Below are 26,715 nucleotides of genomic sequence, written 5' to 3' on the forward strand. Positions count from 1 at the left end.
GGGTCGGATGTCAGGGGCGTGGCCAGGGTTAGGTGGCGGGATTATGGATCTTCCGCGCGTGGCAGTCGGTGAATAGGTCCGCGTAGCGAGGAATCGGGGCCTCATGCAGGAGGTTCGCCCGCTGCTGCTGGCCTTGCCAGCGGGTGCCGTTGTTGCGGCTGCCGGTCACGCGACCCGTCGGGTGGAGAGGGGCGTTACGAGGTCGTGGTCGGACAGTTCGGGAAGGATCTGCCCCGCGGCCGTCCCGGTGGTGCCCCTGAGCGCTACGAGCAGTTCCGTGAGGGTGTGGTGGCGTCCCATCAGGGGGCCTTGGCCGAAGCAGCGTCCCCTGCTGGCGAGGAGGACACGTTGCGGGTGAGAGCCCTGCGCTTGCCCGGACGGCGACAAGAATGCCGGCCACGTCTGTCACGTGTCGTACGCGGTTGAGGACGCGTTGGGTGTAGCCCAGCATCTCGTCGGTTGGCCTGTCCCGCACGACCAGGGCGAAGGAATCACCGCCGACTCGCGCGGCGAAGTGCGACTCGGGTGCCTGTGGGAGGATCTTCTGGCCGATTCTCTGCAACAGCCCGTCCTCTGCTGGGCGGCCGCCTGTGGGGCCGAAGCACAGGTAGTAGGCCAGGTCCGTGGGGTCGGTGATGCTGCGACGGACCAGCAGCCAGTGCACGTAGCCGTCGTCGGTGCCGGGCAGGGAGGCTACCGCCCAGTCGTAGAGGTTGCGGCCCTTCGGCGCCGTCGCCGCAGCTGCGGCGCTTCCACGCGAAGGCTGGTGCGGCGGCGGCGAGGACAGCCGTCGCCCGCAAGGAGTTGATCAAACGGCTCCTCGCAGGCAGGTGCGAGGTCTGCGGCGGCACGGTGGACATCCAAGTTCACCCGTCCGCAAACTCGCCGACCTCGACCAGGCCGGGCAGTCACGCAAGAACACCTGGACGAAGATCATGGCCAAGCGGCGATGCAAGACGCTCATCGTCTGCGCCGACTGCCACCACCAGATCCGCCACATAGGTGAACAGGTCGTCGCGAACAGCGTCCGGGTCCCACGCCGACCGGTTGAGCAGCCGCTGTATCCGGTTCGGCGTCGCGTCGCCAGCGGCCTCGGCCAAGGTCCAGCCGTTCTTGCTCGCAACAACCCGACCAGGTAGCTCAGCGCCTGCCGGCGCGGCTCCGCACGCCCGAATCGGTGCGCGAACCGCGCCAGCAAATCATCCAGACCCGCCCGCCAGCCCACGATGCCATCGATCAACACAAGTGCGACAGCCTGCCCGCCCCCCCATGACCGGCGCGCGACGGCGCCGTCCATGATCAGTCTGCGAGAAGCCCGGGTTGCCTCCCGATTGTCCGCGACGCGAGGTTGAGCCGAAGCTTCTCGATGACTTCTAGTGCCTCCTCCTCGATGTCGCCAGCCCACCGTTAGAGCCGGGCGCCGGTCAGCGTGGTGGTTTCGAAGAAGTCGGCGGCGATGATGGCCTGCGCCTGCGAGCGCAGGAACGTTGCCCAGGTGGCTGGTGGCGCAGTGCCAGGATCTCGGCGTCCTTGTCTCGGTCGCTCATCGGCAGCAGCCGTAGCAGCGCGAGAGCGCTGGTCACACCGAGGTAGGCCAGTCGCAGCAGCACAACAGGTCATCCTCGCGCACCGCTCAACGTCGAAGTCTTGACCAGGACGGACGAGGTTTTCGGCACCCGCAGGGTCGAGTTCTGGGTGCCCCGCCGGCGCTGACCCCTTTCGGTTCGCCGCTGTGTGGTCAGCACAGCAGCGTCAGCCAGTAGGCGCGGTCATTCATGTAGCTGGGCATGTTGCCGAACCCGTACCCGGCCACGACCGGTGTCAGGGTGAACCACTCGTCCTCGAATTTGATCTTGGCGCCGCCGGTCTGGTTGTTGTACCAGGACGAGGCGCCGGCGCGCTCGCCGGTGGGGAACCCGTAAGACGGCAGCCGGTAGACCTGGCAGTAGTAGAACGCGTAACCGTAACCGCCGCGGTTGGCGTCGGCGTGGACGCAGGCCCGTCCGGTGCCGCACCAGCTGCCGGCGGCATCCGCGTCCCCGTCGGTGAGGGTGAGGACCACGCCGTCGTCGGGCCAGGCGACCTGGTTGGCCGACAGCCTGGTCGCGTGCGGGTCACCGGCGAGGATCGATCGGATCCGGTCCTCGGTGAGGGTGTCCGGTGGTGCTGCCGCGACCGGCGACGCCGAGCTGGCGAGCAGCACGGACGTGGCCGTTACGAGGGACACGGCGAGGTTGAGCACGCGCCTTCCCCGGCGGTGCGGTGTCGCTTGCGCATTGAGCATGATGACTCCTTCGTGAAGGTGGCCGTCGAGCGTTCGGGTGAGGGCGCCCAGGACTGGACGCGGTAGCTCACGTGCGTGACCGCCGTCGTGGCGCGTGCGCTGACCTGCTGCAGGTCCAGCGGCGGTACGCCGTCGAACAGTCGCGTGCCGGCGCCCAGGGTGAGCGGCGCGATGTGCAGCCGCAGCTCGTCGATGAGGCCGGCGGCGAGGTACTGGTTGATGGTGGCCGCGCCGCCCACGACCGCGACATCGCCGGCGCCGGCCGCCGTGCGCGCCTGCGCCGGCGCCGACTCGATCCCGTCGGTAACGAAGTGGAACGTGGTGCCGCCGGTCATCGGCTGCGTCGCACGGGCATGATGGGTGAGCACGAACACCGGGGCGTGATAGGGCGGGTCGTCGCCCCACCAGCCGTTCCATTGCCGATCCCACCCGCCTCGTACGGGGCCGAACATGTTGCGCCCCATGATGAACGCCTCGGCGGCGGTTATCCGCTCGATCTCGGCGCGGTTCGCGTCGGGGTCGGCGTACCAGGCGTGCAGCCTGTCACCCCAGCCGCCGCCGTCGTCGCCGAACGGGCGTTCCTCGCTCTGGTTGAGCCCGGCCGCGTAGCCGTCGACCGAGATCGCGAGGTCGCAGATCACCCTGCCCATCGGTGCTCCTTCCGGCGAGAGGCTTCTTGTCCAGGGCGTCACGTGGCCAGGCCGAGCCCGACCAGGCCGAGCCCGAGCGGCAGGTCCAGCGCCATGCAGGCCTCGGCCAGCGAACGGGACACGACCGCCCGGCGGCGGTAGTGCACCGCGTCCCACACCGCGTGGGAGGCCAGCACCAGCCCGGCCACGACCAGGCCGGCGTCCGGGGCCAGCGCCAACGCGGCGAGCGCGAGACCGGCGTACACGGTGCCGCCGACGAATTGCGCGGACACCTGGCGGCGCGGGGCACCGACGACCACGGCCACGACGACGAGCATCGCCGCGGCGGCGCCGAGCAGCACCCATCGACCCACGCCGGTGATCTCCCCGACGGCGATGACGACGCTGCCGGCTGGTACGGCCACCCACGCCATCCACGGCCGGTCTAGCGCGGCCGCGGCGAGGTAGCAGAGCGCGGCCACCCACACGCAGGTGACGGCCGTCTCCCGGTCGGCGACGGTGACCAGCACGGCGATGGCCGCGGCGAGACCGGCCGCAGTCGGCCAGCGGCGCGACAGCCACGAGGATGCGGGGTTCATGCCCCTCACTCTGGCCGCGCCGGACGCCGGTGCCGAGCCGAACCCGGCAGCGCGTCAGAAATCCTGGCACTTCCGGCACGGAACCTGCGTCACGGGTCCGAACCGGCGCCCACGGTCGTCGACGACACGGTCCGGTACTGCGACGGCGGCACCCCGTACTGCGCGACGAACGCCTGCCGCAGCGTCTCCAGCGACGTGAAGCCGCACCACCGTGCGATCATGCCGATCGGGTGGCCGGTGGTCGCCAGCATCCGCGCGGCCGTGTCCAGCCGGGTGCGGCGCACGAACTGCCCGGGCGGCATGCCCAGGTGCTCGACGAACAACCGGTGCAGCTGCCGCGCGCTCACCCCGCACTGCGCGGCGAGCGTCGCCGTGTCCAGCGTCGACGCCAGGTGCGTGGTCACGTGCGCGACCGCCCGGCGGACCAGGACGTGGTCCGGATTCGGCGCGGTGAACACACTCATCTGCGCCTGGTTGCCCGGCCGCTGCAGATAGGTGACCAGCGCCTGCGCCACCACCCGGGCCAGGTCGGGCCCGCAGTCCTCGGTCACCAGCGCCAGCGTCAGGTCCAGCGCGCTCGTGACACCGGCGGACGTGGCGACCCGCCCGTCGCGGATGAAGATCGGCCGCGGATCGACGTGGACGGCAGGGTACCGCCGCGCCAGCACGTCGGCGTAGTGCCAGTGCGTCGTCGCCCGCCGCCCGTCGAGCAACCCTGCCGCCGCGAGCACGGTGGCGCCGGTGCACACCGACGCGACGCGGCGGGCCAGCGTGGCAAGCCGCCGCACGTGCGCGACGACTGTCGCGTCGGCGGCGGCGGCCTCGTGTCCCCGACCCCCGGACACGACCAGCGTGTCGATCGGCCCGGTGGCGCGCTGCAGCGATCCGCTGCTGTGCAGCTCCAGGCCGGAGTCGCAGCGGATCGCCTGCCCGTTCGGCGAGATCAGCTCAGTCCGGTACAGCGTCCGCCCCGCGAGGCGGACAGTCAGGTCGAGCGTGGAGGTGACACAGGCGATGTCGAGCAGCTCGGAGCCTTCGTACCCGACCACCACCACCCGCCGGGCAGTGTCGTCGCTCGATGTGTCCGCCATACCCGATATCCTGTCAGCGAGTAGCCTGAGCAGAGACAACGCCCGAATCATGCCCGCTGTGGCCTGGCTTGCCCCTGTGCGGCTACGCCACTTCTGAACCGATATCGACCGTAGGATGAGTTTCGGCGTTTCGGGATTCTGAGGCCCTGTCTGACGGACTTGCTACGAGCCGCTGGCCTCAACTCACCCTGACAGACAGAGCCCGACTCGAGTCGGACATGAACACCCCGAGCCACTTGCGAGACAAAGTTACCGCAGCGCGCTATCGAGTGATGCGGTGAACTCGGCCGTGCCGGGCGTGGCTGGCGGCTCGTGGCTGCTCGGTGGCTGCTCGTCCGACGAGCACCCCCTGCGTCCCGCCCAGTCCTGGGTTCCGCTGGCGTCCGGCCCGGTCCAGTCGGTGTCAGGGCCGATGATCACCAATTCAACCGATGGATATCGTCGCTGACTGGTGGCCGCCCGGGTCGGTTCGGGTAGGTCTAGGCCGTGTTTGGTAAGGGGTCGGCGTGAGGTTTCGGCGTGGCGGTGATCGATAAAGGTTGAGGTCTCCGGTAGATCGGTTAGCGACCAAGCAAACCGAAGACCGACCGGAGACCTCGTGCCCAGCGTAGCGGCGACGAGGCGGCACGATCTCACCGACGCGCAGTGGGCGGTGCTGGAGCCCGCTCTGCCTGCCAGCTCGGGCAAGGGACGACCGCCCAAGTGGACCAAACGGCAGATCATCGACGGGATCCGGTGGCGAGTGCGCACGGGAACCCCGTGGCGCGACGTGCCCGGAGCGTACCCACCCTGGCAGACCCTGTACGACTGGTTCCGGCGCTGGCAGCGCGACGGCACCTGGGCGAAGATCCTGGCCGAGTTGCAAACTGACGCCGACGCCGCCGGGAGAATCGACTGGACAGTGAGCGTCGACTCGACGGTCAGCCGAGCGCACCAGCACGCGGCCGGCGCCCGCCGCGACGGCCACCTGCAGAAGGAACCGCCGGGCGGGCTGCGGACCGAACCCGCCGATCATGGGCTGGGCCGGTCCCGGGGCGGGCTGACCACCAAGACGCATCTGGCGTGCGAGCAGGGCCGCAAACCCCTGGCAATGGTGATCACCGGCGGGCAGCGCGGTGACAGCCCGCAGTTCATCCCGGTCCTGCGCAAGATCCGCGTGAAGCGGGTCGGCGGTGGCCGGCCGCGGACTCGCCCGGACCAGGTCCTCGCTGACAAGGCGTACACCAGCAAAGGCAACCGTGGTCACCTCCGCGCTCGCGGGATCAAGGCGTGCATCCCGAGCAAAGCCGACCAGGACGCCCACCGTAAGGCCAAGGGATCCAAAGGCGGCCGACCGCCCGCGTTCGATCCGGTCGTCTACCGGCAGCGTCACGCCGTCGAGTGCGGCATCAACCAGCTCAAACAACACCGCGCCATGGCCACCAGGTACGACAAACTCGCCGTCCGTTACGAAGCCACCATCACCATCGCCGCGATCAACCAATGGCTATGACCCTTACCAAACACGGCCTAGTGGCGTTACTCCAGCCGCAGTTGCGTGATCTTTAACGCGACGTCCCGACGCCTCCGGCCCCCGGACGTCGCCCCGCTGACGACTGTCGAGAAGGGTGCGCCACAGAGCCAGGCAAGTTGATCCGGACGTTGAGGCTCCGGAGGGGCCAGGTTGACTTGGCCAGCACCAGGTCATCGGCACCAACGCTGGCCACCTCGGCTCGGACCGGACAGGTCCGTGTCTGGTTCGGACAAGTTGGCCAGTCCGCAGTCCTGACCACCGGCGTCAGCGCTGACCCCCCGACGCTATAGCGCATCAGAGGCCGGAATGGCACGATCTACTTCCGTTGGCGCCCCTGGATTGCGATCTTCAAGCAGATCTACGTAGCGGCATCTCTTTCATTGAGGAGCATCATGGTTCGCAGACGTGCAGCAACAGCTCTGGCCTCAATCGCCCTGGCGACCGGCACCCTCCTGGCAACCGGTGCCGCACCGGCCTCAGCAGCACCTAGCTGCACAGAATGGTGGGACGCCAACACCTACGGGGTCACCTGCAGCGGATACACCAGCGGCACGGAGGTGCGCGCGCTGGCTCGGTGTGCCAACGAAACTCTCGCCACCGGGCAGTGGAAGAACGCCGCGACCGGAGGTTGGTCGTATGCCTACTGCGCTGGTAAAGGCGGCCGGCACGCCAGCGACAGCATGGCCCCCGACTTCCGCTAAAGCGAACCAACCTGGCCACGAGGCCAATGCCCACAGCGAACGGCACGTGGAGTTCGACGTACAGCTCGGAAACTTGCCCGGCCGGGTCGTGGTCGGGCAGGTCTCCGACCAGCTCCCCGGGGCGCCGGGCATCGCAGAAAAGGCCAGGTAGATCTGGACGGGCACGCTGTGAGCCGTTCACATCCACCTGCCCGATGGGCCGGTAAATCCGAACCGGTGCTTCGCGCCGCCGATGGCGCGACGACGGGCCCGTGCGGCGAGGCCCGCGTATCCGGCCCTGACGATGTGTGCTCCGACGGTCTCCGAATTGGAGCTGCATCGTCAGGCCGTCGCTGGCAACATGGTCGCTATGGCGGACCGGGTGATGTTCGTTCAGCTGAAGACGGGCCACGGCACCGACAAAGGGCCGGCGTGGATCAGCCGCGTGCGGTTCAGTAAGAGCTGGCAGACGGCTTACTGGCAGGGCAAGAGGCTCCGACGCGATCGCGGCCTTTCTGACGCCAACTTCTACGACGTCGATACCGGCGAGGAGTACTGGCTCTCCGGACCACACCGCGACCGCGCTGACACGCGCTACAGCGGCATCCGGCCCCAGATCGACGACGACGTCCGCCCGGCGTACGAGGCGTTCCTTCGCGGCGATCCTCTCCCCGGCCGGGAACACGGCTGACACCTCCGCACGGCAGTGCTCTCGGTGCGGACGCCGCTGAGCGGGCGCATCAGCCGCGCGTCGCCCCTCGCTGCGGGTGGTCGGCGCCTCTCGACGCTCGGGCATCCTGACCTGCCGATGATTCAGCCGGCCGTCGCGGGTTCGCCATCAACGAGGTCTGGTGCACCGCCGCGGTGATCGCGGTCGACCTGATCGCGTGGCTCCAGCCCATCGGCCTCGACGGCGACCTGGCGAAGGCTGAACCGAAACGGCTGCGCTACCGGATCCTGCACACCACCGCCCGCCTCGTGCGCGGCCAACGCCGCCGCTGGCTGCGCATCCCCGTCACCTGGACCTGGGCCGAACAGATCACCGCCCCGTTCAACCGGAAGTCACTATTCTAGTGCTAGAGTGCATTCATGGAGTTGACCCCCGCCGAGCTGACCGTGCTGGGCTTGGTCATCGAACGGCCGCAGCACGGTTATGACCTGGAGCAGGTGATCGAGCAGCGCGGCATACGGCAGTGGACCGACATCGGGTTCTCGTCGATCTACTACCTGCTCACCAAGCTGGAGCAGCGCGGTCTGCTCCATGTCCCGGAGGCTCCGGCCGCCGCGAAGTCCCGCCGCGTCTTCCACGCCACCGCCGAGGGCCGCAGGGTTGCGGCGCGTAACGCCCTGGCCTTCGTCGCCGAGGCGCGGCCGACCCCACACCCACTGCTGGTCGGTGTCGCCAACCTGTCCCTGCTCTCGGCGCAGCAGTACGTGCAGGCGCTGCGCACCCGGCTGGCGCAGATCGAAGCCCGGATCGCCGCGGTCCAGGCCGTCCAGGGGGTGCAGCAGGCAGAAGCCACCCTCCCGCTCGCGGCGCGTGAGGTCTTCTCCTACTCCCTGAGCCTCATGGAGGCAGAAAGGCAGTGGCTCGCCAGCCGAGCCCAGGTGCCCGGTGACGAGCAAGACTGACGACAAGACCGACTTCAAGAAGACCCTTGACGCCTATCAAGCGCAACGGGGCCGGTTCCGGATAGTCGACGTACCCGCCATGCAGTACCTCATGACCGACGGTCACGGCGACCCCAACACCTCGCCCGCCTTCACCGAGGCGGTCGAGGCGCTCTATCCAGTGGCGTACAGGTTGAAGTTTGCCAGCAAGCGAGCCCTCGGGCGCGACTACGTCGTCCCGCCCCTGGAAGGCCTCTGGTGGGCCGAGGACATGGACTCCTTCACCAAGGTACGAGACAAGTCACGGTGGGACTGGACGCTGATGCTCATGGTCCCGGACTGGATCGACCAGACCATGTTCACGACCGCCGTCGAGCAGACCGGGGCGAAGCACAAACCAACTCGTCTCGACGACGTCCGCCTCCAGACGCTGACCGAGGGGCGGTGCGTGCAGACGCTGCACGTCGGTTCCTTCGACGACGAGGCCGACGTGCTCGCGCAACTGCATCATGAGTTCATCCCTGGCCACGGGCTTCGCATGGCCGGCACTCACCATGAGATCTACCTCAGCGACTTCCGCAAGGTCGCACCCGACAGGCGGCGCACCATTCTCAGGCAGCCGATCACCACCGACACCCGAGCGTGAGCGGCTGGCTCGCAGTGAGGCGAAGCTGCTCGACCATCTCGATGGCCGATGGCCGGCGACCATCCGTCAGCACGAGGGACTGATGACGCTCGGCCGCGCGTCCGAGGTCTGGCCGTCCCTGCTGTGTGTGGGCGCCCGCGCACTGCCCCTGCCCTGCACTCGATGGTCCTCGATCTGGCGCCGCTGACCCGGACCGAGACGATCGTGGACGTCGGCTGCGGCAACGGCACCTTCGTCGCGGAGCCACGCCGGCGCGAGCACACCGACCCGGTCATCGGTCCCGACCGGCCTGGCGCGATGGCCCGTCGTTCCCGCGAGCCATACGCTGGCCCTGCTCGCCGACGCGTCGAGTCACGTCGGACCGATCGGAGGAAACGATGCGCAACACCGAGATGGGGAAGCTCAGCGGCCTCGTTGGCGAATGGACGACGACGATTTCCGACGCCTTCTTCCTCGAACCGCCAGGCACCGAGGTGCCGGGCGCCACCAGTATCGAGTGGCTCGGGGAGTCGCTACTGGTGGTGCGGTCGGAGTTCGGCGGGGGCCAGCACGCGCATTCCGAGATGAGTCTCGTCCTCGGCCGCAGCGACGCCAACGACCGGTTCGTCGCGCTCTACCAGGACGACCGCGGCGTCTGCCGCGAGTATTCGATGACCTTCGACGGCGGACGCTGGACGATGACCCGTGAGGACCCGGACTTCCACCAGCGCTTCATCGCCGAGGTCGAGAAGGACCGCATCCTCGGCCGTTGGGAGGCGTCCGAGGACGGGGGCAAGTCCTGGCGGAAGGATTTCGACCTCACCTTCGAGCGCGCCTGAACTCAAGCGCCTCCGATCGACGAGTAACCGCGCACCATCGGGCGGCAGTGTGGTTCGGTTGTCGACGTCTGTCGTGAGTGGTGGTTCGAGCTGACCGAGGTTGAGTACGCGCGAATCGGATCGTTGTTGCCGGCGATGACACTGCGACGTAGTGGATGGTGGCGTGATCATCGGCTTGGGTGCGGATCGAGGCGATGCCGCACCAGGAGGGTGCGGGCGGCCTGCCTGAAAGTGGCCGCGCGATGCGGTGGGAGCATGGCGCCGGACGAACCGGCAACCCGTGATGCCGTCGCCGTACGATTGGCGCTCGTGGCTGAGTGCGCCGCACGGTCAATGGGACGTCGCGCTGGTCCGGCTGTGACAAGGCGGTGGCCGGCATCAGCATTGCTGAGTCCCAGGCCGTGTCTCCTGGATCATGGCTTGGAGTGGTCCGGGTTGGCGCATAGCCAGATGAGGATGTCGGCGATTTGTAGGGCGGCGGGTAGCGGCAAGCGAGTTGTCGTACCTGGTGGCAACGGCGCGGAACCGCTTGCGCCGATTCATCAGCCGTTCGATGGTGTTGCGCTGGCAGTAGCGGTGCGGGCGGAACGTGTGCAAGAGAGCTTCAGTCGGCGGTTCCGTGGTCGAGGTGGGGTGCCCGCTGGGCGAGCAGGAAGACGGCGCCGGCCAGCGTAGCCAGGGCCAGGATCTGGCCGGCTATCTCCCACGGTCCCGTCTTGACCCGCTCGTCCAGCCAGAGCAAGCCGACGCCGAGCGACACCAGTGGGTCCGCGACGATGATCGTGGCCAGGGCCGGCGCTCCCAGCGGGCCCGCCTGGTAGGCGTTCTGGCTCAGCAGCACGCCGAACGGGCCCAGGACGACGAGAGCGTACGTCTGCCACTGCCCGAACACGCTCAGCGGGCTGCCGTTGTAGTGGAAGGCAAGGCTGCTGACCAGGCCGGCGGTGGCGCCGTAGCAGACGCCAGCGGCCAGGGCCAGCGGCAGCGGCCGCCACTTCGGGCCCAGCCCGACGGCGGCCACCAGACACAGCGACACCGCCCCGGCCACCGCGACGCCCAGCAGCAAGGCCGACGAGAACGAGTTGAGCCCCTGCCCCCGCCCGACGGCCGGTCGGGCGATCAACAGGAAGGCCGAGAGCGCGACCAGGCAGAGGACCGCTTCCAGCATGGTCCTGAGGTCCGGGCGCGTCCGCTCGGCCAAGGAATACAGCAGGACGTACCAGAGCAGGCCGGTGATCAGCAGCGGTTGCACCAGGATCAGCGGTATCAGGCTGAGCGCGGCGACCTGTAGGCCGAAGGCCCCGGCGGCGAGCACCACCGACCAGCGCCATTCCCGTTGGCGTACCAGGTGCAGCAGCAGGGCGGGCCGCCCGGCCGGCTGGCTGGGTGTCCGGTGGGAGGCGCGGAACTGTAACACCGAGGACGCCCCGAACGCCGCGGCCGCGCCGAGGGCAAGGGGTGTTCCGGCCAGCACCTCGCCACTCAGCATGGGCGGTCCACCCCCATCATCCGGACCCACCCGCTGCCCAACAGAGGTGCGCGCCCGGCGGCCCGATCTGGCGCCCGGCTGGGTGGACCTGACGGTCGCCGTGGGGCGGCCGGTCGAGCCAGCGGGGTAGGGGGACGGTCCTTCCGGGCGGCTCTTCCCGCAGCCATCCGCCTCCTCCCTCGTCCCGTCGAACTGGCAGTCAGCCAGCCAGCAGTTGTCTGAAAATACCCTAGATAGGGAGAAACCCGTCGGTAAGATCTCATTTATCCCGAGGAGCAGTGGCTGGTGGCGCTCCGGTCTTTCGTCGCTGGAGGCATACGACATGTCAACGACCGCGCCCCCGTGCCAGGCGCCAACGGTCCGACGGTCAGTCGGTCCGCGAATGGTGCGGCTGGGCGTGCCGGGCGAGCGTGACCGCGCCGGCAACGGCGAGGACGAAACCCAGCACCGCCACCGGCTCGGTGCCGGGCCGCACCCGATCACCGAGCAGCAGCCAGCCGGCCACCGCCGGGGCCATGGTCTGCCCGAGGATGGTCGAGGCGGAGGCGACTGTGACGGAGCCACGCTGCAAAGCGGTGGCGTAGAGCAGCAGGCCGGTCAGTCCGGCGAGCACCATCGTGTAGCTGACGGGGCTGACCAGCAGGGCACTCGGACTGGTGACCCGACCGAGCAGCCGGGCGCCGACCGCTGCGGCACCGAAGGAGAGCCCGGCCAGCAGCCCGGGCAGGGCAGGCCCCCGCATCTGCGGGCTGCCCAGATACGCGCCCACGGCCAGCACGAGCACCGTGCCGAGAAGCGCCCAGCCGACGCTCGCCGTCGCCTCCGCCGGCGGGCTGCTGCTGGCCGAGATCACGAGCAGCACCAGGCCGGAGACCACCCCACCGATCGCGACCCAGTCCCGGGCGGTCAGCCGGAGCCGCAGCACCAGCATGGCGATCAGCGCCACCAGGCTCAGGTTTGCCGCGCCCAACGCCTGCACCGCGAACAGCGGCACGCTACGCAGCGCGGTGAAGGTGAGCCCGGAGGAGGCACCGTCCAGAGCCAGTCCGGCCGCGTACGGTCCGGTCCGCGCCAGCCGCCACAACAGCCTCGGGTCGAGGTGTGCCGTGGCCGCCACCCGGCGCGTGCCGATCGACTGCACGATCGCCGCCGTGGCGCTGCACAGTGCGGCGAGGATCGCCAGCAGGAAACCGAAGGCCATGAGGAAGTCCCGGGATCGTCGGCACCAGGTCGGGTCGAAGCTCCCCTGGCATACCCACCTGCGCCGGGGTTTCGCGCCCGGTGCCACCGGAATCCGGCGCGCCTGTGATGACCGCGCCGGAGCACGGGTCGGGCGGCCCGGTCCGACCGTCGGATCCCACTGAGTCGATCGCGCGACGGGTGCTGATCGTCTCGGCTGACATCGGGGGCGGGCACGACGCCACCGGCCGGGCGCTCGAGGAACGCGTCCACGGGCTCTGGCCGGGCAGCCGGGTAGGCTGGGTGGACACCCTCGACGCGATGGGCCCGGGGGTCGGTCCGACCTTTCGTCACACCTACCTGACCAACGTCGCGGCGACGCCCTGGTTGTACGAGTTCTTCTGGTCCTCGCTGTGGCGGCACCGGTGGTTCTCCGACGCCTCGAAGTGGTTCACCGGATCCTGGGCCGGCCGCCGGCTCGCCCCGGTCATCGAGGCGTTCGACCCGGACCTGATCCTCTCCACCTATCCGCTGGGCAGTGCCGGGCTGGCCTGGTTACGCCGCCACCGTGGTCTCGGCGTACCGGTCGGAGCCTGGGTGTCCGACTTCGCCCCGCACCCGTTCTGGGTGTATTCCCAGCTGGATCTGGGGGTGGTGGTGCACCCGGCGGCGCTGCCGGTGGCGGCGGTCGCCGCCCCTGGCGCGGCGCTCGGGGTCTGCGCGCCGCCGGTGCTCGCGCGGTTCCGGCCGGGCGACCGGGCCGACGCCGCCCGGCGCTGTGGTCTCGACCCGGACCGCAAGGCGGTGGTGGTCGCCTGCGGCTCCTACAGCCTGGGCTCGGTCGAAGAGGCAATCGCCCCGCTGGTCGACATTGGCGACGCGGTGCAGGTGGTCGCGGTCTGCGGACGCAACGAACAACTGGCCGACCGGTTGGCACGCCTGGACGCCCCGCCCGGGCGGCTGCTGGTGCGGACCTGGGTCGACGACATGCCCACGCTGCTGCGGGCCGCGCACCTGTTGGTCACCAACGCGGGCGGAGCGACCGCTCTGGAGGCGTGGGCCACCGGCACGCCGATGGTGATGTACCGGCCGATCGCCGCGCACGGCGTGGCCAACGCGGCGTTGATGACCGCCGTCGGGCTGGCCGAGGTGGCCCGCGACCCGGCCGCGCTGGTCGCCGTCGTCCGTTCCCGGTTGGTCGGCCGGCACCCGCCCCATCCGCTGCTTGCGCCGTCCCACCCATACCTGCCGGACCTCGGGCTGGCGGCCGTCGCCGGCGCGCGGTCGTCGGTCGAGGCACCGCAAGCCGACGGGGAGCGCCCGACCGACACGGCAAGCTGGCCGCTACGCCCGCAGGACGCGTTCTTCCGGTACGTGCAGTCGGCCACGGTGGCGCAACAGATCGGTGTGGTGCTGGAATTCGGGCCCCGGCCCGACGGGACGGCACTCACCTGCGCGGAACTGGCCGCGCTGCTGGCGCGGCGGCTACCCGCCATCACCACCCTGCGCCGCCGACTGGTGAGCCGGGGGCGGGGGCGCCGGCCCGGCTGGGTGGTCGACCGGCACGTCGATCCCGCCGCCCACCTGACCGAGGTGCGGGTCGTGCCCGGCGACGACGGCAGCGCCGCCGTGGACCGGTTCTGGTCCGAACCGCTGGCCCTGGACCGGCCGCCCTGGCAGATCATGCTGGTCGGCGGACTCCCCGACGGCCGTACCCGGATAGCGGTCAAACTGCACCACTGCCTCGGCGACGGGATGTCGGTGATCGGGGTTCTGCAACGGCTGCTCGACCCGGCCACCACCCGCCCCGTGAAACCGGGCGGGCATGCGCCGGGCCGGGACCGGGCGGTGCCGGGTGACCGGGTCCGGCACACGGCACGCTGGGTCGCTCGCACCACACGCGGGCTGGCCCGCCTGGTCGGGCAGGGCCGGGCCCCGGCCACCGTGCTCAACCGCCCGCTCGGCTCACCGCGCCGGCTCATGGTCACCGCTACCCTGCCCGCCGCCGAGGTGTCCCGCGCGGCACGCACCTGCCAGGCGCACGCCAGCGAAGTCATGCTGGCGCTGACCGCCGGGGCGCTGGGTCGGGTCCACCCGGAGTCGGCGCCGCCCCGGTTGCGGGCGATGTTCGCGGTCTCCCACACCCCCCGGCGGCGGGCACCCACGCAGGGAAACTGGACCGGTGCCGTCACGCTCGACCTCCCAGTGCGACGTATCCCGCCCCGAATCCGGGTCGCCATGGTCCGGCAGTCGTTGCGCACCGCGCTGCGAAGCGGGGAACCCGAGGCGGCCGGCCTGGTCATGCGGGCGATGGGCGCGCTGCCCGCGCCGCTGCACGCCGCCCTGGCCCGACGGTTCTACAACAGCCGGCACCTCAACGTGATCGTCTCCTACGTCCCGGCCCTGATGCGCCCGCAGGTGCTGGCCGGCGCGCCGCTCACGGCGGCCACCCCGGTGGTGGCGCTCGCTGAGGGGGTTCCTATCGGAGTCGGTGTGCTGCGCCTCGGCGACACCCTCAACGTCGGCGTGCTGCTGGACGGGGCGCTGGCCGACACCGGCCCCGCATTCGTCGCCGCCCTGCACGCCGAGCTGGCCCAACTGCTCGCCGAGGCCGACAGCGCGCCGGTCACCGACGAGCGGCCGGTCGACGTTTCGGCGGTGGGCGATTCTGGCCCGTCCCGGCGCGGGCCAACGCCACCGGGGCCCCCGCGGTGCGGCTGACCGGCGCCGTAGTCCTGGTCACCGGAGCGTCGTCGGGTATCGGCGCCGCCCTCGTCCGGCGGCTGGCCGACGCGGGAAGTCAGGTCTTGGCCGCCGGCCGGGATCCCGAGCGGCTGGCCCGACTCGCCGCCGAGACCGGCGTCACCGTGCTGCTGACCGACCTGACCCGGCCCGGCGCCGGCCGGGAGCTGGCCGAGCGGGCACTGGCCCGGTACGCCCGGGTGGACGTACTGGTCAACAACGCCGGAGTCGGCTGGGCCGGCCCGTTCGCCGGGATGGCCGACCCGCTTGCCGACGAGCTGCTCGCGGTGAACCTGCGCGCGCCGATCGAGCTGACCCGGGCGTTGCTGCCCGGGATGTGCCACCACGGCGGCCACCTGGTCTTCGTCGGGTCGATCGCCGGGCGACTCGGGGTGGCCGGGGAAGCGGTCTACGCGGCCACCAAGGCCGGGCTGGACGCCTTCGCCGAGAGTCTCCGGCTGGAACTGTCCGGCCGTGGGGTGACCGTCAGCACGCTCGTGCCCGCGGTGGTGGACACCCCGTTCTTCGTCCGCCGGGGCCAGCCCTACCGGCGCCGCCGACCCCGACCGCTGCCACCGGAGCGGGTGGCCGCCGCGCTGACCGACGCGATCGTCCGGAACCACACCGAGGTGTACGTCCCGAACTGGCTGCGCCTACCGGTGGCGGTACACGGGCTACTGCCCGCACTGTACCGTCGCCTGGCCGCCCGGTTCGGGTGAACCGGGCGCTCGGCGGTAGCGCGGGCCTCAGCCGCCGCGTACCGCCCGCAGCGACTGCCGCAGCGAGGACATCGTCGCCAGCACCGCAGTCGGCTCGTGCCCGCAGTGCGCCATGCAGTTCGCGCAGCGGGCGTCGCGACCCCGGCCGTAGCTGTTCCAGTCGGTGGAGTCCAGCAACTCCCGGTAGGTGGTGGTGTACCCGTCGGCCATCAGGTAACAGGGTCGCTGCCAGCCCAGCAGCGAGTACGACGGGATGGCCCATGCGGTGCAGGAAAAGTCCATCCGGCCTTCCAGGAAGTCCAGGAACAGCGGCGAGTGGTTGAGCCGCCAGCGGGCCCGCCGGCCACCCGCGAAGGCCTTGCGGAACAGCTCCCTGGTCTCCGTGACGCCCAGGAAGTGGTCCTGGTTCGGCGCCTTCTCGTAGGCGTACGCCGGGGAGATCATCATTTCGTCCACCCGCAGGTCGTCGTTGAGGTAGTCGAGCACCTCGATGACGGTCTGCGGGGTGTCGGTGTTGAAGAAGGTGGTGTTGGTGGTAACCCGGAAGCCACGCCGCTGGGCCTCCCGTACGGCCGCCACCGCGGCGTCGAAGACGCCGTCCTTGCACACCGCCGCGTCGTGCCGCTCGCGCAGGCCGTCGATGTGCACGGTGAAGGCGAAGTACGGCGACGGCCGGAACTTGTCGATCTTCTTGGGCAGCAGGACCGCGTTGGTGCAGAGGAAGACGTACTTCTTCCGGTGCACCAGTTCGGCAACCAGGGTGTCGATCTCGGGATGCATGAGGGGCTCACCGCCCGCGATGGAGATCATGGGCGCTCCGCACTCCTCCACGGCGGCCAGTGCCTGTTCCACCGGCATCCGGCGCTTCAGCAGGCTCGCCGGCTGTTGGATCTTGCCGCAGCCGGCGCACTTGAGGTTGCAGGCGAACAACGGCTCCAGCTCCAGTAGCAGCGGAAACCGTTTCCGGCCGCGCAGCTTCTGTTCGATCAGGTAACTGGCGATCCGCAGGCTCTGGCGCACGGGCATGCTCACGGCTGGCGTACCTCCTTGGGAAGGGTGAAGCTGACGTCTTCGACGGTTGTGGTGTGCTCGCTCACCTCCCGCGCACCGAGCGCGGTGAGTGCCGCGACGAGCTCGTCGACCAGGCCGGGCGGTGCCGATGCGCCGGCGGTCACCCCGACCGTTGTCGCGCCGGCCAGCCAGCGCAGGTCCACGCCGCCCACGTCGTCGACCAGGTGGGAACGCGCGTCGGCCCGCTCGGCGACCTCGACCAGCCGACGGGAGTTGGAGGAGTTGGTCGATCCGACCACCAGCACGACGTCGGCCCGCTCGGCGACCGCGGTGATCGCCCCCTGCCGGTTCGTGGTGGCGTAGCAGATGTCGTCGGAGCCGGGCCCGGTCAGCGCCGGGAAGCGCTGGCGCAGCGTGTCGACGATCCCCGCCGCCTCGTCCACCGCCAGCGTGGTCTGCACCAGGTAGGACACCCGGGACGGGTCGGTCACCTGCACCGTCTCGGCGGCGGCCGCGTCCGGCACCAGCCGGATCCGCTCGGGCGCCTCGCCGAGAGTGCCCTCGGTCTCCTCGTGGCCAGCGTGCCCGATCAGCAGCACCGTGTCGCCCCGGCCGGCGAACCGGCGGGCCTCGGCGTGCACCTTGGTCACCAGGGGGCAGGTGGCGTCGATCACCGGCAGGTGCCGGTCGGCGGCCTCCCGGCGCACCGCGGGAGCCACTCCGTGCGCGGAGAAGATGGTGAGCGAACCGTCGGGGACCTCGTCGAGTTCGTCCACGAAGACCGCGCCACGGGCCTGCAGGTCGGCCACGACCCGGGCGTTGTGCACGATCTGCTTACGGACGTAGATCGGCGGCCCGTGCCGTCGCAACGCCTGGTCCACCACCGCGATCGCCCGTTCCACCCCGGCGCAGAACGAGCGGGGCGAGGCCAGCAGGACCTGGTCGACGCTGCCTGCCGCCGCCGCCCACTCGGCCAGTGCCGCTGCCACCGCGGACAGCACCCGCAGGGCGGTGCGGATCCGGCGCAGCGTGGCCGGTCGGTACAGCGGTCCGGTTGCGGTGTCGGCGACCACCCGGACGCAGGCGGTCGGCCGGTCGCCGCATCCGCCCAGCAGCCACGCCGACTCCAGGTCGGCGACCAGCGCGCCGGTCCCGGCCAGCCGGGCCCTGGCCGCGCCATCGACCAGTCGGGTCGTGGTCAGCACCGGACCGAGGTGCACCCGCAGCCCGCGGCGGCGCAGCGCGGCGGCGAGCAGGGCGGCGGCCGGCATCGGCAGCACCTGCGGTCCTGGGCGTCCGGCGCGAGGGTCGGTGCGGACCTCGGTGGCCACCACGACGTCGCCTGGGGCCAGCCCGGGCACCAGCCCACCGCCGATACCGGCGACCGCGACCGGGGTCGTCCCGGTCGGCCGGGTGGCGGCGGCCGACCGGGCGCGGCGCGCTCCGGTGCCAGTAAGCCGCAGCGCCGGCCACCGTCCCGGGTCGAGGCCGGTCAGCCCTCGCCGCAGCGCCGTCGCCTCCAGCCGCATCGGCGCGTACAGGGTCCAGGCCAGACCGGCGGACGTTGCTGGCTCGGTCACGGCACCACCTCGGCGGTCAGGCCGCTCCGCGCGTTCAGGATCCGGCCAAGCGCGCTGATCGGAAAGACCAGCCGGTACATGCCGTAGTTGATGTAGAAGTCGCCGGGGAAGCCGGTCCCGGTGTAGTGCGGCTCGTCCCAGCCGCCGTCCGCGCGCTGGGTGTCGACCAGCCAGCGCACCCCGCACTGGGCCGGCTCGCCGGAGCCGTGCCCGGCGGCGTGCAGCGCGAGCAGCGCCCAGGCGGTCTGCGACGCGGTGGACTCGCCCCGCCCGATCCAGGACGGGTCCCGGTATGAGCGCAGGTCCTCGCCCCATCCGCCGTCCGGGTTCTGGTGCGCCAGCAGCCAGTCGACCGCCGCCCGGATCGCCGGGTGGCCGGGCTTGACCCCGGCAGCCACCAGGGCGGGCACCACCGCCCCGGTGCCGTAGACGTGGTTGGCGCCCCAGCGGCCGAACCAGGAACCGTCCGGCTCCTGGGCCCGCAGCAGCCACTGCACGCCGCGGCGTACCGGTGGCGTGCCGGCGAAGTTCTCCGCCGCGAGCGCCTCGACGATGTGCGCGGTCACGTCCGCGCTGGGCGGGTCGATGACCTCGCCGAAGTCGCAGAACGGCAGATCGCCGACGATTGCCCGGGTGTTGTCGGCGTCGAAGGCGCCCCAGCCGCCATCGCGGCACTGCATGCCGAGCAGCCAGCGGGTGCCCCGCAGCACGGCGGCCTCCGCCGATACGCCGGTGCGCCGCAACGCCATGATCACCTCGGCGGTGTCGTCGGTGTCGGCGTACCCGTCGTTGTGGAACTCGAAGGCCCAGCCGCCCACGGGGGTCGCCGGCCGGCGGACGGACCAGTCACCGCGCACCCGGATCTCCTCGTCGAGGAGCCACGTGCCGGCCCTGACCAGGGCGGGATGCCCGGCCGGCAGTCCGGCGTCCGACAGCGCGGTGACCGCGAGCGCGGTGTCCCACACCGGTGACTGGCACGCCTCCAGCCAGCGAACCGGGCCGTCCTCGGTCTGCTCGCGCACCGTGAACCGCTCCAGCCCCTCCAGCCCGGCGCGGAGCACGGGGTGGTCCAGCGGATAGCCGAGCAGGCGCAGCGCCATCAGCGAGTAGACCCATGGCGGCTGGATTCCGCCCCAGGAGCCGTCGGCCTCCTGGCGGGCCACGATCCACTCGGCGGCCCGGCGCAGCGCGTGTCGCCGTACCGGTCCCCGGGCGATCCGCTCGTAGCCGTTGGCGAGCCGGTCCAGCCGATGCAGCACCCCGGCCCGGGACCGCAGCCGCGGCGGTCGCGGTGCTGCTGCGGGGGTGCGCAGTTCGTCGATGGTGAAGCCGAGGCCCCGCACCGGGCGCAGCGCACGGACGATGGACAGTGGGACGATGGTCTGCCGGGCCCAGCACGCGAAGTCGTAGACGTTGAACGGCATCCAGTGCGGCAGCAGCACCAGCTCGGGCGGGACGGCCGGTAGCTGCGACCAGGGCCAGTGGCCGAACAGGGCCAGCCAGAACCGGGTGAACACCCGGCTCGCCGCCAGCCCGCCCCCGGCGCGGACGAACCGGGCCGCGGCCGCGAGATGCGGCGCGTCGGGGGTGTCTCCGGCCAACCGCAGGGCCAGGTACGCCTCGATGGTGGTGGAGAGGTCTCCCGGCCCGCCATGGAAGGTGGCCCACGAGCCGTCCGGGCGCTGCTGGGAGCGGATCCACCGGGCCGACTCGGCGGTCTGCTCGGCGGTCCGGATGCCCAGGAACTGCCGCAGCAGCAGGTCCTCGGCGTCCATGGTGACGTTCGTGGCCAGGTTCCCCTTCCACCAGCCGGCGTCGTCCTGCAGCCCGAGCAGGTGCTCCCGGGCCCGGCGCAGGGCCGCCCAGGCCGGGTCGGACGTCGTCCCGCCCGCCTGGGTCGTGGTGGTGGGCTTCGGCTTCGACGACAGCAGCTCGGTCATCAATGGTCCCGTCCGGTGGTGAAGGTGGCGATACAGGCGAACTCGTCGCGTACGTCGTCGGGAAGGTCGAGCGCGTCGAGTTCCGCCCGTGCCCGCTCCGTCTCCTGCGCTGCCCGCTGCGCGGTCCAGTCCCGGGCACCGGTCGCCTCGATCAGCGCGCTCACGCGGGCCACGTCCTCGTCGGTCAGTGGCTGCGGCGACCGGTACCGCTCGGCCAGGGCCCGGCCGGCGGCCTGACCGCTGGTCACCGCCCGTACGACCGGGATGCTCCGCTTGCGTGCCCGCAGGTCCGAGCCGACCGGCTTGCCGGTCCGTCGCGGGTCCCCCCAGACGCCCAGCAGGTCGTCGACGAGCTGGAAGGCCAGTCCGAGGTGGCGTCCGAAGCGGGACAGTCCGTCGATCAGGTTCGGTGGACCGCCGCAGAGAATCGCGCCCAGGGCACACGCGCCGGCCAGCAACGCGGCCGTCTTCTGCTCCGCCATCCGCAGGCACTCGTCGAGAGTGACGTCGTCGCGCCGCTCGAAGTCCAGGTCGGCCGCCTGACCGGCGACCAGGGCCCGGATGTCCAGCGCGAGCCGTCGGGCGGCCGGGCAACCCCCGGGGGTCTCGACGAGCGCCTCGTAGGCCAACCCGATCAGGGCGTCGCCGGCCAGGATGGCCGGGCCGACCCCGAACACGGTCCACGCGGTCGGCCGGTGGCGGCGCTCGGTGTCGCCGTCCATCAGGTCGTCGTGCAGCAGGGAGAAGTTGTGCGCCAGTTCCACGGCGGCGGCGGCAGGCACCCCGGCGGTCGGCTCGGCGCCGGTGGCCCGGGCCGACAGCAGCGCCAGCGCCGGACGTAGTCCCTTGCCGTGGCTGGCGGCGGGTGACCCGTCCGCGTCCCAGTAGCCGAGCTGGTAGCCCCCGACCAGGCGGTTGCCCGGATCCAGCCGGTCCAGTAGGGCACAGATCGCCGGCTTGACCAAGGTCTGGATCTGCTCCATGTCGCGGCTGCGTGCGACGGTCATGATGCGGCCTCCGAATGGTGTCGGGGCCGGGACAGGAGCTGACGGGCGACGACGTCGGCGGCGTCCTCGCCGCTGCGTACCGCGCCCTCCATCGTGTCCGGCCAGCCGGTGTCGGTCCATGCGCCGGCCAGTACCAGCCGCGGCAGGCGGGTGGCCGCACCCGGCCGGTACGCCCGGGTGCCGGGTGCCTGCCGGAAGGTGGCTCTGGGCTCCCGGGTCACGAACGCGTCGCGTACCTGGGTGTGTCGCGCGGCCGGGAACAGGTCGGCGAGCGCCTGGCGCTGCGCCGACACCAGCTCCGCCGTCGGCCGGTTGATCTCCGCGTCGGCGGCCGACAGCGACACCACCAGATGCTGCTCGCCGTTCCCGCCCGGCACCGACCGGTCGAAGATCCACTGTGCCGGGGACTCCACGGCGGCGGCCATGCCGAGGTCGGTGACCTTGGCGGCGTAGCGCAGGTGCACGTTGACGATGGGCGCCGCGCCCAGCCGGCGCCACTGCTCGGCGGTGGGCGCGGCGACAGGCGGCACCAGCGCCGCGGCGGCCTGGTGCGGCACGGACAGCACCACGCTGTCCGCGTCCAGTTCGGTGTCGTCCGCACCGATCCGGAAGCCGGTCGCCTCCGGGCGGATCCACCGCACCCGCGCCCTGGTGTGGACCCGGACGCCGAGCCGGCCGAGCAGCCGACGGGCGGGAACGCCGTGCAGGTCGGTCAGCGGGACGAGCGGCCGGCCGATGTCACCGGCGTCCGCGGCCTCCAGCAGCCCGGTTCGAAACACCCGAGCCGCCAGCGCCAGCGACGCGTGAGTGCTGGGCAGGTTCAGGGCCGCCACGGTGATCAGATCCCACAGCCGCTGGACCGCCCGGCGGCTCTGCCCGTGCGAGGCGAGCCAGTCGCCGAAGCTGCGCCCGTCGGTGGCGGGCAGGTCCGGGTCGACGTGCCGCAGCGCGGCGCTGGCCCGAACGGCGGCGAGCCGTTCCGCCGGGCTGAGCAGCCGGTACCCGGCCAGGGCCGGCAGCAGGTGCGCCGGGGCCGGCAGCCGGCCCCGGACCAGCACCTGCGGCCGGCGTCCCGGCAGCAGCACCGGCACCGTGAACCGCGGCTGCAGGTTGGTGTCGCCGGCCGTGCCGAGCCGGTCCAACAGCCGTCGGTAGGCGTGGTAGCAGCGCAGAAAGACGTGCTGGCCGGTGTCCACGCTGAGGCCGTCGCGGCGGAAGGAGTAGGTCGCGCCGCCCAGCTCCGGCCGGGCCTCCAGCAGCGTCACGGACAGGCCGAGATCGGCGAGCCGGATCGCCGCCGCGATCCCGGCCAGCCCGCCGCCGATCACGCACACCGTGCCGGAACCGCCCCCCGGCTGCGCGGCCGGCCCGGTCATGCGTCCCGGCCGACGAGGGCGCGCGCCGCCACCCATGCCTTCTCCCAGCCGGGCAACGAGACGCGACTGCGGGTGACCGCCAGCGGATCGGCCGCGATCCGGGTGAGCAGACGACGGTAGATGCCGGCCATCGCGGCGGTGCAGGCTGCGCTGCGCCGGTCCAGCATGGGCAGCAGTTGCAGCCCGACGTCGTACCAGCGCTCGGCCCGGGCGGCCTGGAAGCGCACCAGCTCCACCAGCCGCTCCGGTGGATCGGCGAAGCCGGCCCCGTCCAGGCGGAGGGTGCAGCCGAACCGGTCCAGGTCTTCGGCCGGCAGGTAGACGCGAGCGCCGACCCGGTCCTCGACCAGGTCGCGCAGGATGTTGGTCAGCTGCAGGGCCACGCCCAGCGCGTCGGCCAGCAGAGCAGCCCGGTCCGGCTGGCCGGTCCCGAACACGCCGAGGGAGAGCCGGCCGATCGATCCGGCCACGCAGCGGCAGTACCAGAGCAGGTCGTCGAAGGTGTCGTAGCGGTGGCCCGTCACGTCTGCGACGCAACCGTCGATGAGCTCGTCGAAGGCCGTCAGCGGGATTGGCATCCGCGTCGCGGCGTCGCCGAGCGCGGCGAGCACCGGGTCGCCACCGCTGTCCTCGGGAAGCCGGTGCAGGGCGGCCCGGGTCCGGGCCAACGCGTCCAGCTTCTCGTCGGGAGGCAGTGTGCCGTCCCCGATATCGTCGACGCGGCGGGCGGCGGCATAGATTGCCGACAGCGCCCGCCGTTTCGGCGCAGGCAGCAGCCGGATGCCGTACGCGAAGTTGGCCGCCTGGGCTCGGGTGATCAGCTCACAGTGCCGGTACGCGGCCTCGGTCCGGGTGGTCGTCGTGGTCATCCGGCACCCCGGACGGTGGCGGCCAGCCAGTTGCCGAGGATGCGCCGGCGGCGGGGCCGGACCGTGACCGCCAACGGGTCGTGGTCGGCGGCGGCCAGCGCGTCGAGCGTGGCCCGGCCGCCGGCCAGGTAGCCGCCGACCGCGCGCCGGCCCCAGCCGTGCAGCGCCGACACCAGCGGAGCCCCGGCGTCGAGCCAGGCGCGAGCCCGTTCCGCCTCGAATCCGATCAGCTCCCGCAGTTGGCGTCCGGCGCTGGGGCGGGCGAGGTCCGCCTCGGTAACCTCGAACCGCTCCAGGTCGGCCGCCGGCAGGTAGACCCGGCCACGGCGGTGGTCCTCGGCCACGTCCTGCAGGTGCTCGATGAGCTGCAGGGCGGTGCAGATCCGATCGGACAACGCGACGGCCGCCGGGGTGCCCTGCCCGAAGACGTGCAGGACCAGCTCGCCGACCGGATTGGCCGACAAGGTGCAGTAGCCGACGAGCTGCTCGAAGGTGGCGTAGCGGGTGACGTGCTGGTCGACCCGGTTCGCCTCGATCAGCCGGACGAGTGTGTCCAGCGGCAACCGGCACTCGGCCACGGTGGGTGCGAGGGCGCGCAGCACCGGGTGGTGCACGTCGGCGCCCGCGTAGAGGCTGCGAAGCTCGGCCTCGACATGGTCCAGGGCGGCGAGCCGGTCGTGCCCGCCGTCCAGCGGTTCGTCGCCGAGGTCGTCGACGTGGCGGGCGTAGCCGTACAGTGCGACGAGGTGACGACGGTACCGTGCCGGCAGCACCCGCATGGCGACCGGAAAGTTCTCCCGCGCCCGGGCCTGCTCCACCCGACGTATGTCAGGGGCGATGGCTGGTGGACCCATCCGTGGTTCTCTCCTTCGTTCCTCTGGGCGTGAACAGCGGAAGCTCGACCGGCGAGCTGGGTCAGCCCGCCCCAGACGCTCGCCCGTACCCGCCGCGCCGCAACCCGGCTGCCGGTGCCGGGCCACGACAACCGGCGCAGCGCGTCCGCGCAACTGCCGTGGGCGTCCAGGCCGTACTCGGCGGACAGATCGGCCCGGTCGCCGTGCGGCACCCCTGACAGCGGAACGTTGCACTGTCTGCCGCGATGCGGTGGATCCGACCGAGGGTGGTGCGGGCGGCGCCGTGGACGATGGAGCTACCTGGAACATCTGCAAAACGAGCATAACCAGGCTAATCACCCTCTACCGCTTGAAATCGCATTTATGCCTCACCCCGACCGGGCGGCGGTGTCGGCTGGCTGGTGGCCTCCGATCAGCCGTTCGGTACCCGGTCCAACTCCGCCGCCGTGGCCACGTCAACCGGATAGCTGCGCCGTGCGGCGATCATGATCAGGCCGTTGGCCGCCAACGGGACCAGCATGATCAGGAAGGCGTTGCGCAGGCCGACGCCGCTGGATCGTCCCGCCGCGCCGCCGAGCTGGTCGGCCAGCCAGCCGAAGGTGGCCGGGGCGGTCGCCTCGGCGGCGAGCCGCAGGACTGTCCGGAGGCTCTCCGCCCGCCCCCACAACCGGCCGGGGACGATGTCCAGCCGGGCAGCGTCCAGCGGCGGGTTGGACACCGCGAGCGCGCCAGCTCCGAGCGCGATCAGCGGAAGCGCCACCGCCACCGAGGTGAACCACACTCCGGGCACGAACAGGAGTGCGGCGGCGACGAAGCCGGCGGCCGGCACAACGACGCGGACGTTGGTGTGTCCGCGGGCCAGCGCACGGTCGGTGAGCCGGCCGGCGAGCACCGTGCCGGTCACGGCCACCACCCCGATGACCGGCACGAGGGCGCCGAGCGCCGTCTGCGAGATACCGAAGTGACGAACGGCGAAGACGACGATGAACGTGCGCATACCCGCGAAGAAGAAGTAGCCCATCGCCGAGGCCACGATCAGCAGTCGGTTCGTGGGGATCGAGAGCAGGTACCCGGCCGCGCGGGCCAGGGACTGTCCGCTCGGATCACCGGTCAGCACCCGATCGCTCGCCGGCACGACCCCACGGGCGGACACCGCCGCCCGTGCCCGGTCGGTCGGCTGCTGCCCGGAATCCGGTCGCGGTCCGGGCTCGGACGCGCTCCGGTTGGCGGGCAGCCAGCCGGCGCCAACCCGGGCGGGTTCGGGCAGCCGCCGCCACAGCGCCACCGACAGGCCCGCACTCGCCACCGCGAGTAGGAAGAACGCGTACCGCCAGGAGTACGCCGCCGCGATCTCGCCGCCGACCAGCAGACCGGTGCCAGCGCCGACGAGCTCGCCGGTGAGGATCCAGCCGAGCACCCCGGCGCGCTCGGCTGGTGGGACGAAGTCGCCGATCAGCGAGACCACCACGGGCCCGGCCGCGGCCAGGGCAGCGCCGAGCAGCAGCCTGGACAATAGCAGCCACTCGTAGCTGGGCGCGAGACCGCCGAGGACCATGGCGGCTGCCCAGAGCGCGGTGGTGATCACCAGCAGGCGCACCCGGTTGGTCCGGTCGGCGAGCACGCCCAGCGGCACGGAGGCGATGGCCCCGACCCCGGAGGACGCGGAGGCCAACAGGCCGAGCTGGGCGTGGTTGATATCGAGGTCCGCTTCCAACTGGTTCGCGGCCGCTCCGAGCGTGCCGGTGTCCGCACTGTTCAGCGCCAGCGCCGCACCCAGCAGCAACACGACGCGGGCGCGGCCCGGCCCGCCGAGCAGTCGAGCCGTCGCTCGCGCGACCACCCGCCCCGGCCCGCCGCGCAGGCGCCCGTCGTGGCTGCTCTCGGCCGGCCTCGCCATGATCGCCCGATCCGCTCCCGCCCAGCACCCGGTCAGTGCTCACTCCGACTCTGGCCGACCAGCGGGCCGCCCGCGCCGCAATCACCGAGTGGGGGGATGAGCGGCGTGGCTCGGTAACCCGAGAGAGGGAGTCGACTGGCCTGGCCGGTAACAGGCGGCACCGAATGCTGGCTGCCCTGGG

At 71.7% G+C, this 26,715-nt stretch carries 23 protein-coding genes and 3 pseudogenes; 9 read left to right on the forward strand and 17 right to left on the reverse strand.

Annotation, left to right across the window (positions count from 1 at the left end):
• Positions 1-28: 28 nt before the first annotated feature.
• The gene (locus OOK41_RS32010) at positions 29-664 is read right to left on the reverse strand and encodes a diguanylate cyclase (protein WP_353962199.1); all 636 of its coding nucleotides are present in this window, start codon (positions 662-664) and stop codon (positions 29-31) included.
• A gap of 166 nt (positions 665-830) precedes the next feature.
• Here OOK41_RS32010 and OOK41_RS32015 point away from each other — a divergent pair.
• Positions 831-938, forward strand: a pseudogene (locus OOK41_RS32015) (hypothetical protein); the annotation flags it as partial.
• A 51-nt stretch (positions 939-989) separates the two neighbouring features.
• Here OOK41_RS32015 and OOK41_RS03850 read toward each other — a convergent pair.
• From OOK41_RS03850 to OOK41_RS03870, 5 genes and pseudogenes are all read right to left on the reverse strand, one after another.
• Positions 990-1,237 (reverse strand): annotated as a pseudogene (locus OOK41_RS03850) (IS701 family transposase); the annotation flags it as partial.
• Positions 1,238-1,738: 501 nt separating this feature from the next.
• Entirely contained in the window at positions 1,739-2,242 is a 504-nt protein-coding gene (locus tag OOK41_RS03855; RefSeq protein ID WP_266262992.1) for a hypothetical protein, read from the reverse strand.
• Complete coding sequence (locus OOK41_RS03860) at positions 2,215-2,934, reverse strand: dihydrofolate reductase family protein (protein ID WP_266262993.1); 720 nt, start codon at positions 2,932-2,934, stop codon at positions 2,215-2,217. Before OOK41_RS03860 ends, OOK41_RS03855 begins: the two co-directional genes overlap by 28 nt.
• A 38-nt stretch (positions 2,935-2,972) precedes the next feature.
• On the reverse strand, positions 2,973-3,512 hold the full coding sequence (locus OOK41_RS03865; RefSeq protein WP_266262994.1) for a hypothetical protein: 540 nt from the start codon (positions 3,510-3,512) through the stop codon (positions 2,973-2,975).
• Positions 3,513-3,601: 89 nt separating this feature from the next.
• Positions 3,602-4,603, reverse strand: coding sequence for a GlxA family transcriptional regulator (locus tag OOK41_RS03870; RefSeq protein ID WP_266262995.1), 1,002 nt, complete (start codon positions 4,601-4,603; stop codon positions 3,602-3,604).
• Between the two features lie 598 nt (positions 4,604-5,201).
• Here OOK41_RS03870 and OOK41_RS03875 point away from each other — a divergent pair.
• The 6 genes from OOK41_RS03875 to OOK41_RS03900 all read left to right on the forward strand — a co-directional run bounded on the left by OOK41_RS03875 (position 5,202) and on the right by OOK41_RS03900 (position 9,871).
• On the forward strand, positions 5,202-6,095 hold the full coding sequence (locus OOK41_RS03875) for an IS5 family transposase (protein ID WP_117673546.1): 894 nt from the start codon (positions 5,202-5,204) through the stop codon (positions 6,093-6,095).
• A 1,029-nt stretch (positions 6,096-7,124) separates the two neighbouring features.
• A complete protein-coding gene (locus tag OOK41_RS03880; protein WP_266262996.1) occupies positions 7,125-7,487 on the forward strand; it encodes a hypothetical protein in 363 nt (120 codons plus the stop codon).
• A gap of 173 nt (positions 7,488-7,660) precedes the next feature.
• On the forward strand, positions 7,661-7,870 hold the full coding sequence (locus OOK41_RS03885; RefSeq protein ID WP_266262997.1) for a hypothetical protein: 210 nt from the start codon (positions 7,661-7,663) through the stop codon (positions 7,868-7,870).
• A gap of 15 nt (positions 7,871-7,885) precedes the next feature.
• The gene (locus OOK41_RS03890) at positions 7,886-8,428 is read left to right on the forward strand and encodes a PadR family transcriptional regulator (protein WP_266262998.1); all 543 of its coding nucleotides are present in this window, start codon (positions 7,886-7,888) and stop codon (positions 8,426-8,428) included.
• Positions 8,412-9,053, forward strand: a complete 642-nt coding sequence (locus tag OOK41_RS03895; RefSeq protein WP_266262999.1) for a GyrI-like domain-containing protein — start codon at positions 8,412-8,414, stop codon at positions 9,051-9,053. The genes OOK41_RS03890 and OOK41_RS03895 overlap by 17 nt, the downstream gene beginning before the upstream one ends.
• Positions 9,054-9,430: 377 nt before the next feature.
• Positions 9,431-9,871 carry a hypothetical protein gene (locus OOK41_RS03900; protein ID WP_117668341.1) on the forward strand — a complete coding sequence of 147 codons (441 nt, stop codon included), beginning with the start codon at positions 9,431-9,433 and terminating at the stop codon, positions 9,869-9,871.
• Between the two features lie 604 nt (positions 9,872-10,475).
• Here the strand turns inward: OOK41_RS03900 and OOK41_RS03905 are convergent.
• Together OOK41_RS03905 and OOK41_RS03910 are read right to left on the reverse strand one after the other, a co-directional pair.
• Positions 10,476-11,360, reverse strand: coding sequence for a DMT family transporter (locus tag OOK41_RS03905; protein ID WP_266263000.1), 885 nt, complete (start codon positions 11,358-11,360; stop codon positions 10,476-10,478).
• A 367-nt stretch (positions 11,361-11,727) separates the two neighbouring features.
• Positions 11,728-12,561 (reverse strand): hypothetical protein, encoded by an 834-nt coding sequence (locus OOK41_RS03910; RefSeq protein WP_266263001.1) that lies wholly within the window; start codon positions 12,559-12,561, stop codon positions 11,728-11,730.
• A 179-nt stretch (positions 12,562-12,740) separates the two neighbouring features.
• Here OOK41_RS03910 and OOK41_RS03915 point away from each other — a divergent pair, with 179 nt between their 5' ends.
• Together OOK41_RS03915 and OOK41_RS03920 are read left to right on the forward strand one after the other, a co-directional pair.
• Positions 12,741-15,260: a wax ester/triacylglycerol synthase domain-containing protein gene (locus tag OOK41_RS03915; RefSeq protein ID WP_266263002.1), complete on the forward strand. Its 2,520-nt coding sequence runs from the start codon at positions 12,741-12,743 to the stop codon at positions 15,258-15,260.
• On the forward strand, positions 15,251-16,000 hold the full coding sequence (locus tag OOK41_RS03920; protein ID WP_266263003.1) for an SDR family oxidoreductase: 750 nt from the start codon (positions 15,251-15,253) through the stop codon (positions 15,998-16,000). Before OOK41_RS03915 ends, OOK41_RS03920 begins: the two co-directional genes overlap by 10 nt.
• 27 nt (positions 16,001-16,027) lie before the next feature.
• Here the strand turns inward: OOK41_RS03920 and hpnH are convergent, their stop codons facing one another.
• The 9 genes and pseudogenes from hpnH to OOK41_RS03965 form a co-directional block, all read right to left on the reverse strand.
• Positions 16,028-17,026, reverse strand: a complete 999-nt coding sequence (gene hpnH / locus OOK41_RS03925) for an adenosyl-hopene transferase HpnH (protein WP_266267724.1) — start codon at positions 17,024-17,026, stop codon at positions 16,028-16,030.
• Between the two features lie 2 nt (positions 17,027-17,028).
• Entirely contained in the window at positions 17,029-17,988 is a 960-nt protein-coding gene (ispH, locus tag OOK41_RS03930; RefSeq protein WP_266267725.1) for a 4-hydroxy-3-methylbut-2-enyl diphosphate reductase, read from the reverse strand.
• A gap of 9 nt (positions 17,989-17,997) precedes the next feature.
• A pseudogene (locus tag OOK41_RS03935) lies at positions 17,998-18,540 on the reverse strand (hypothetical protein); the annotation flags it as partial.
• A gap of 47 nt (positions 18,541-18,587) precedes the next feature.
• Entirely contained in the window at positions 18,588-20,531 is a 1,944-nt protein-coding gene (shc, locus tag OOK41_RS03940) for a squalene--hopene cyclase (protein WP_266263004.1), read from the reverse strand.
• Positions 20,531-21,538 (reverse strand): polyprenyl synthetase family protein, encoded by a 1,008-nt coding sequence (locus OOK41_RS03945; RefSeq protein ID WP_266263005.1) that lies wholly within the window; start codon positions 21,536-21,538, stop codon positions 20,531-20,533. Before OOK41_RS03945 ends, shc begins: the two co-directional genes overlap by 1 nt.
• Positions 21,535-22,914 (reverse strand): hydroxysqualene dehydroxylase HpnE, encoded by a 1,380-nt coding sequence (hpnE, locus tag OOK41_RS03950; RefSeq protein WP_266263006.1) that lies wholly within the window; start codon positions 22,912-22,914, stop codon positions 21,535-21,537. The genes OOK41_RS03945 and hpnE overlap by 4 nt, the downstream gene beginning before the upstream one ends.
• Positions 22,911-23,783 carry a presqualene diphosphate synthase HpnD gene (gene hpnD, locus OOK41_RS03955; protein ID WP_266263007.1) on the reverse strand — a complete coding sequence of 291 codons (873 nt, stop codon included), beginning with the start codon at positions 23,781-23,783 and terminating at the stop codon, positions 22,911-22,913. The genes hpnE and hpnD overlap by 4 nt, the downstream gene beginning before the upstream one ends.
• The gene (gene hpnC / locus OOK41_RS03960) at positions 23,780-24,637 is read right to left on the reverse strand and encodes a squalene synthase HpnC (RefSeq protein WP_266263008.1); all 858 of its coding nucleotides are present in this window, start codon (positions 24,635-24,637) and stop codon (positions 23,780-23,782) included. The genes hpnD and hpnC overlap by 4 nt, the downstream gene beginning before the upstream one ends.
• 412 nt (positions 24,638-25,049) lie before the next feature.
• A complete protein-coding gene (locus OOK41_RS03965; protein WP_266263009.1) occupies positions 25,050-26,534 on the reverse strand; it encodes an MFS transporter in 1,485 nt (494 codons plus the stop codon).
• Positions 26,535-26,715 lie beyond the last annotated feature (181 nt).

Source organism: Micromonospora sp. NBC_01655 (genome assembly GCF_026339755.1).
Classification (GTDB): Bacteria; Actinomycetota; Actinomycetes; order Mycobacteriales; family Micromonosporaceae; genus Micromonospora.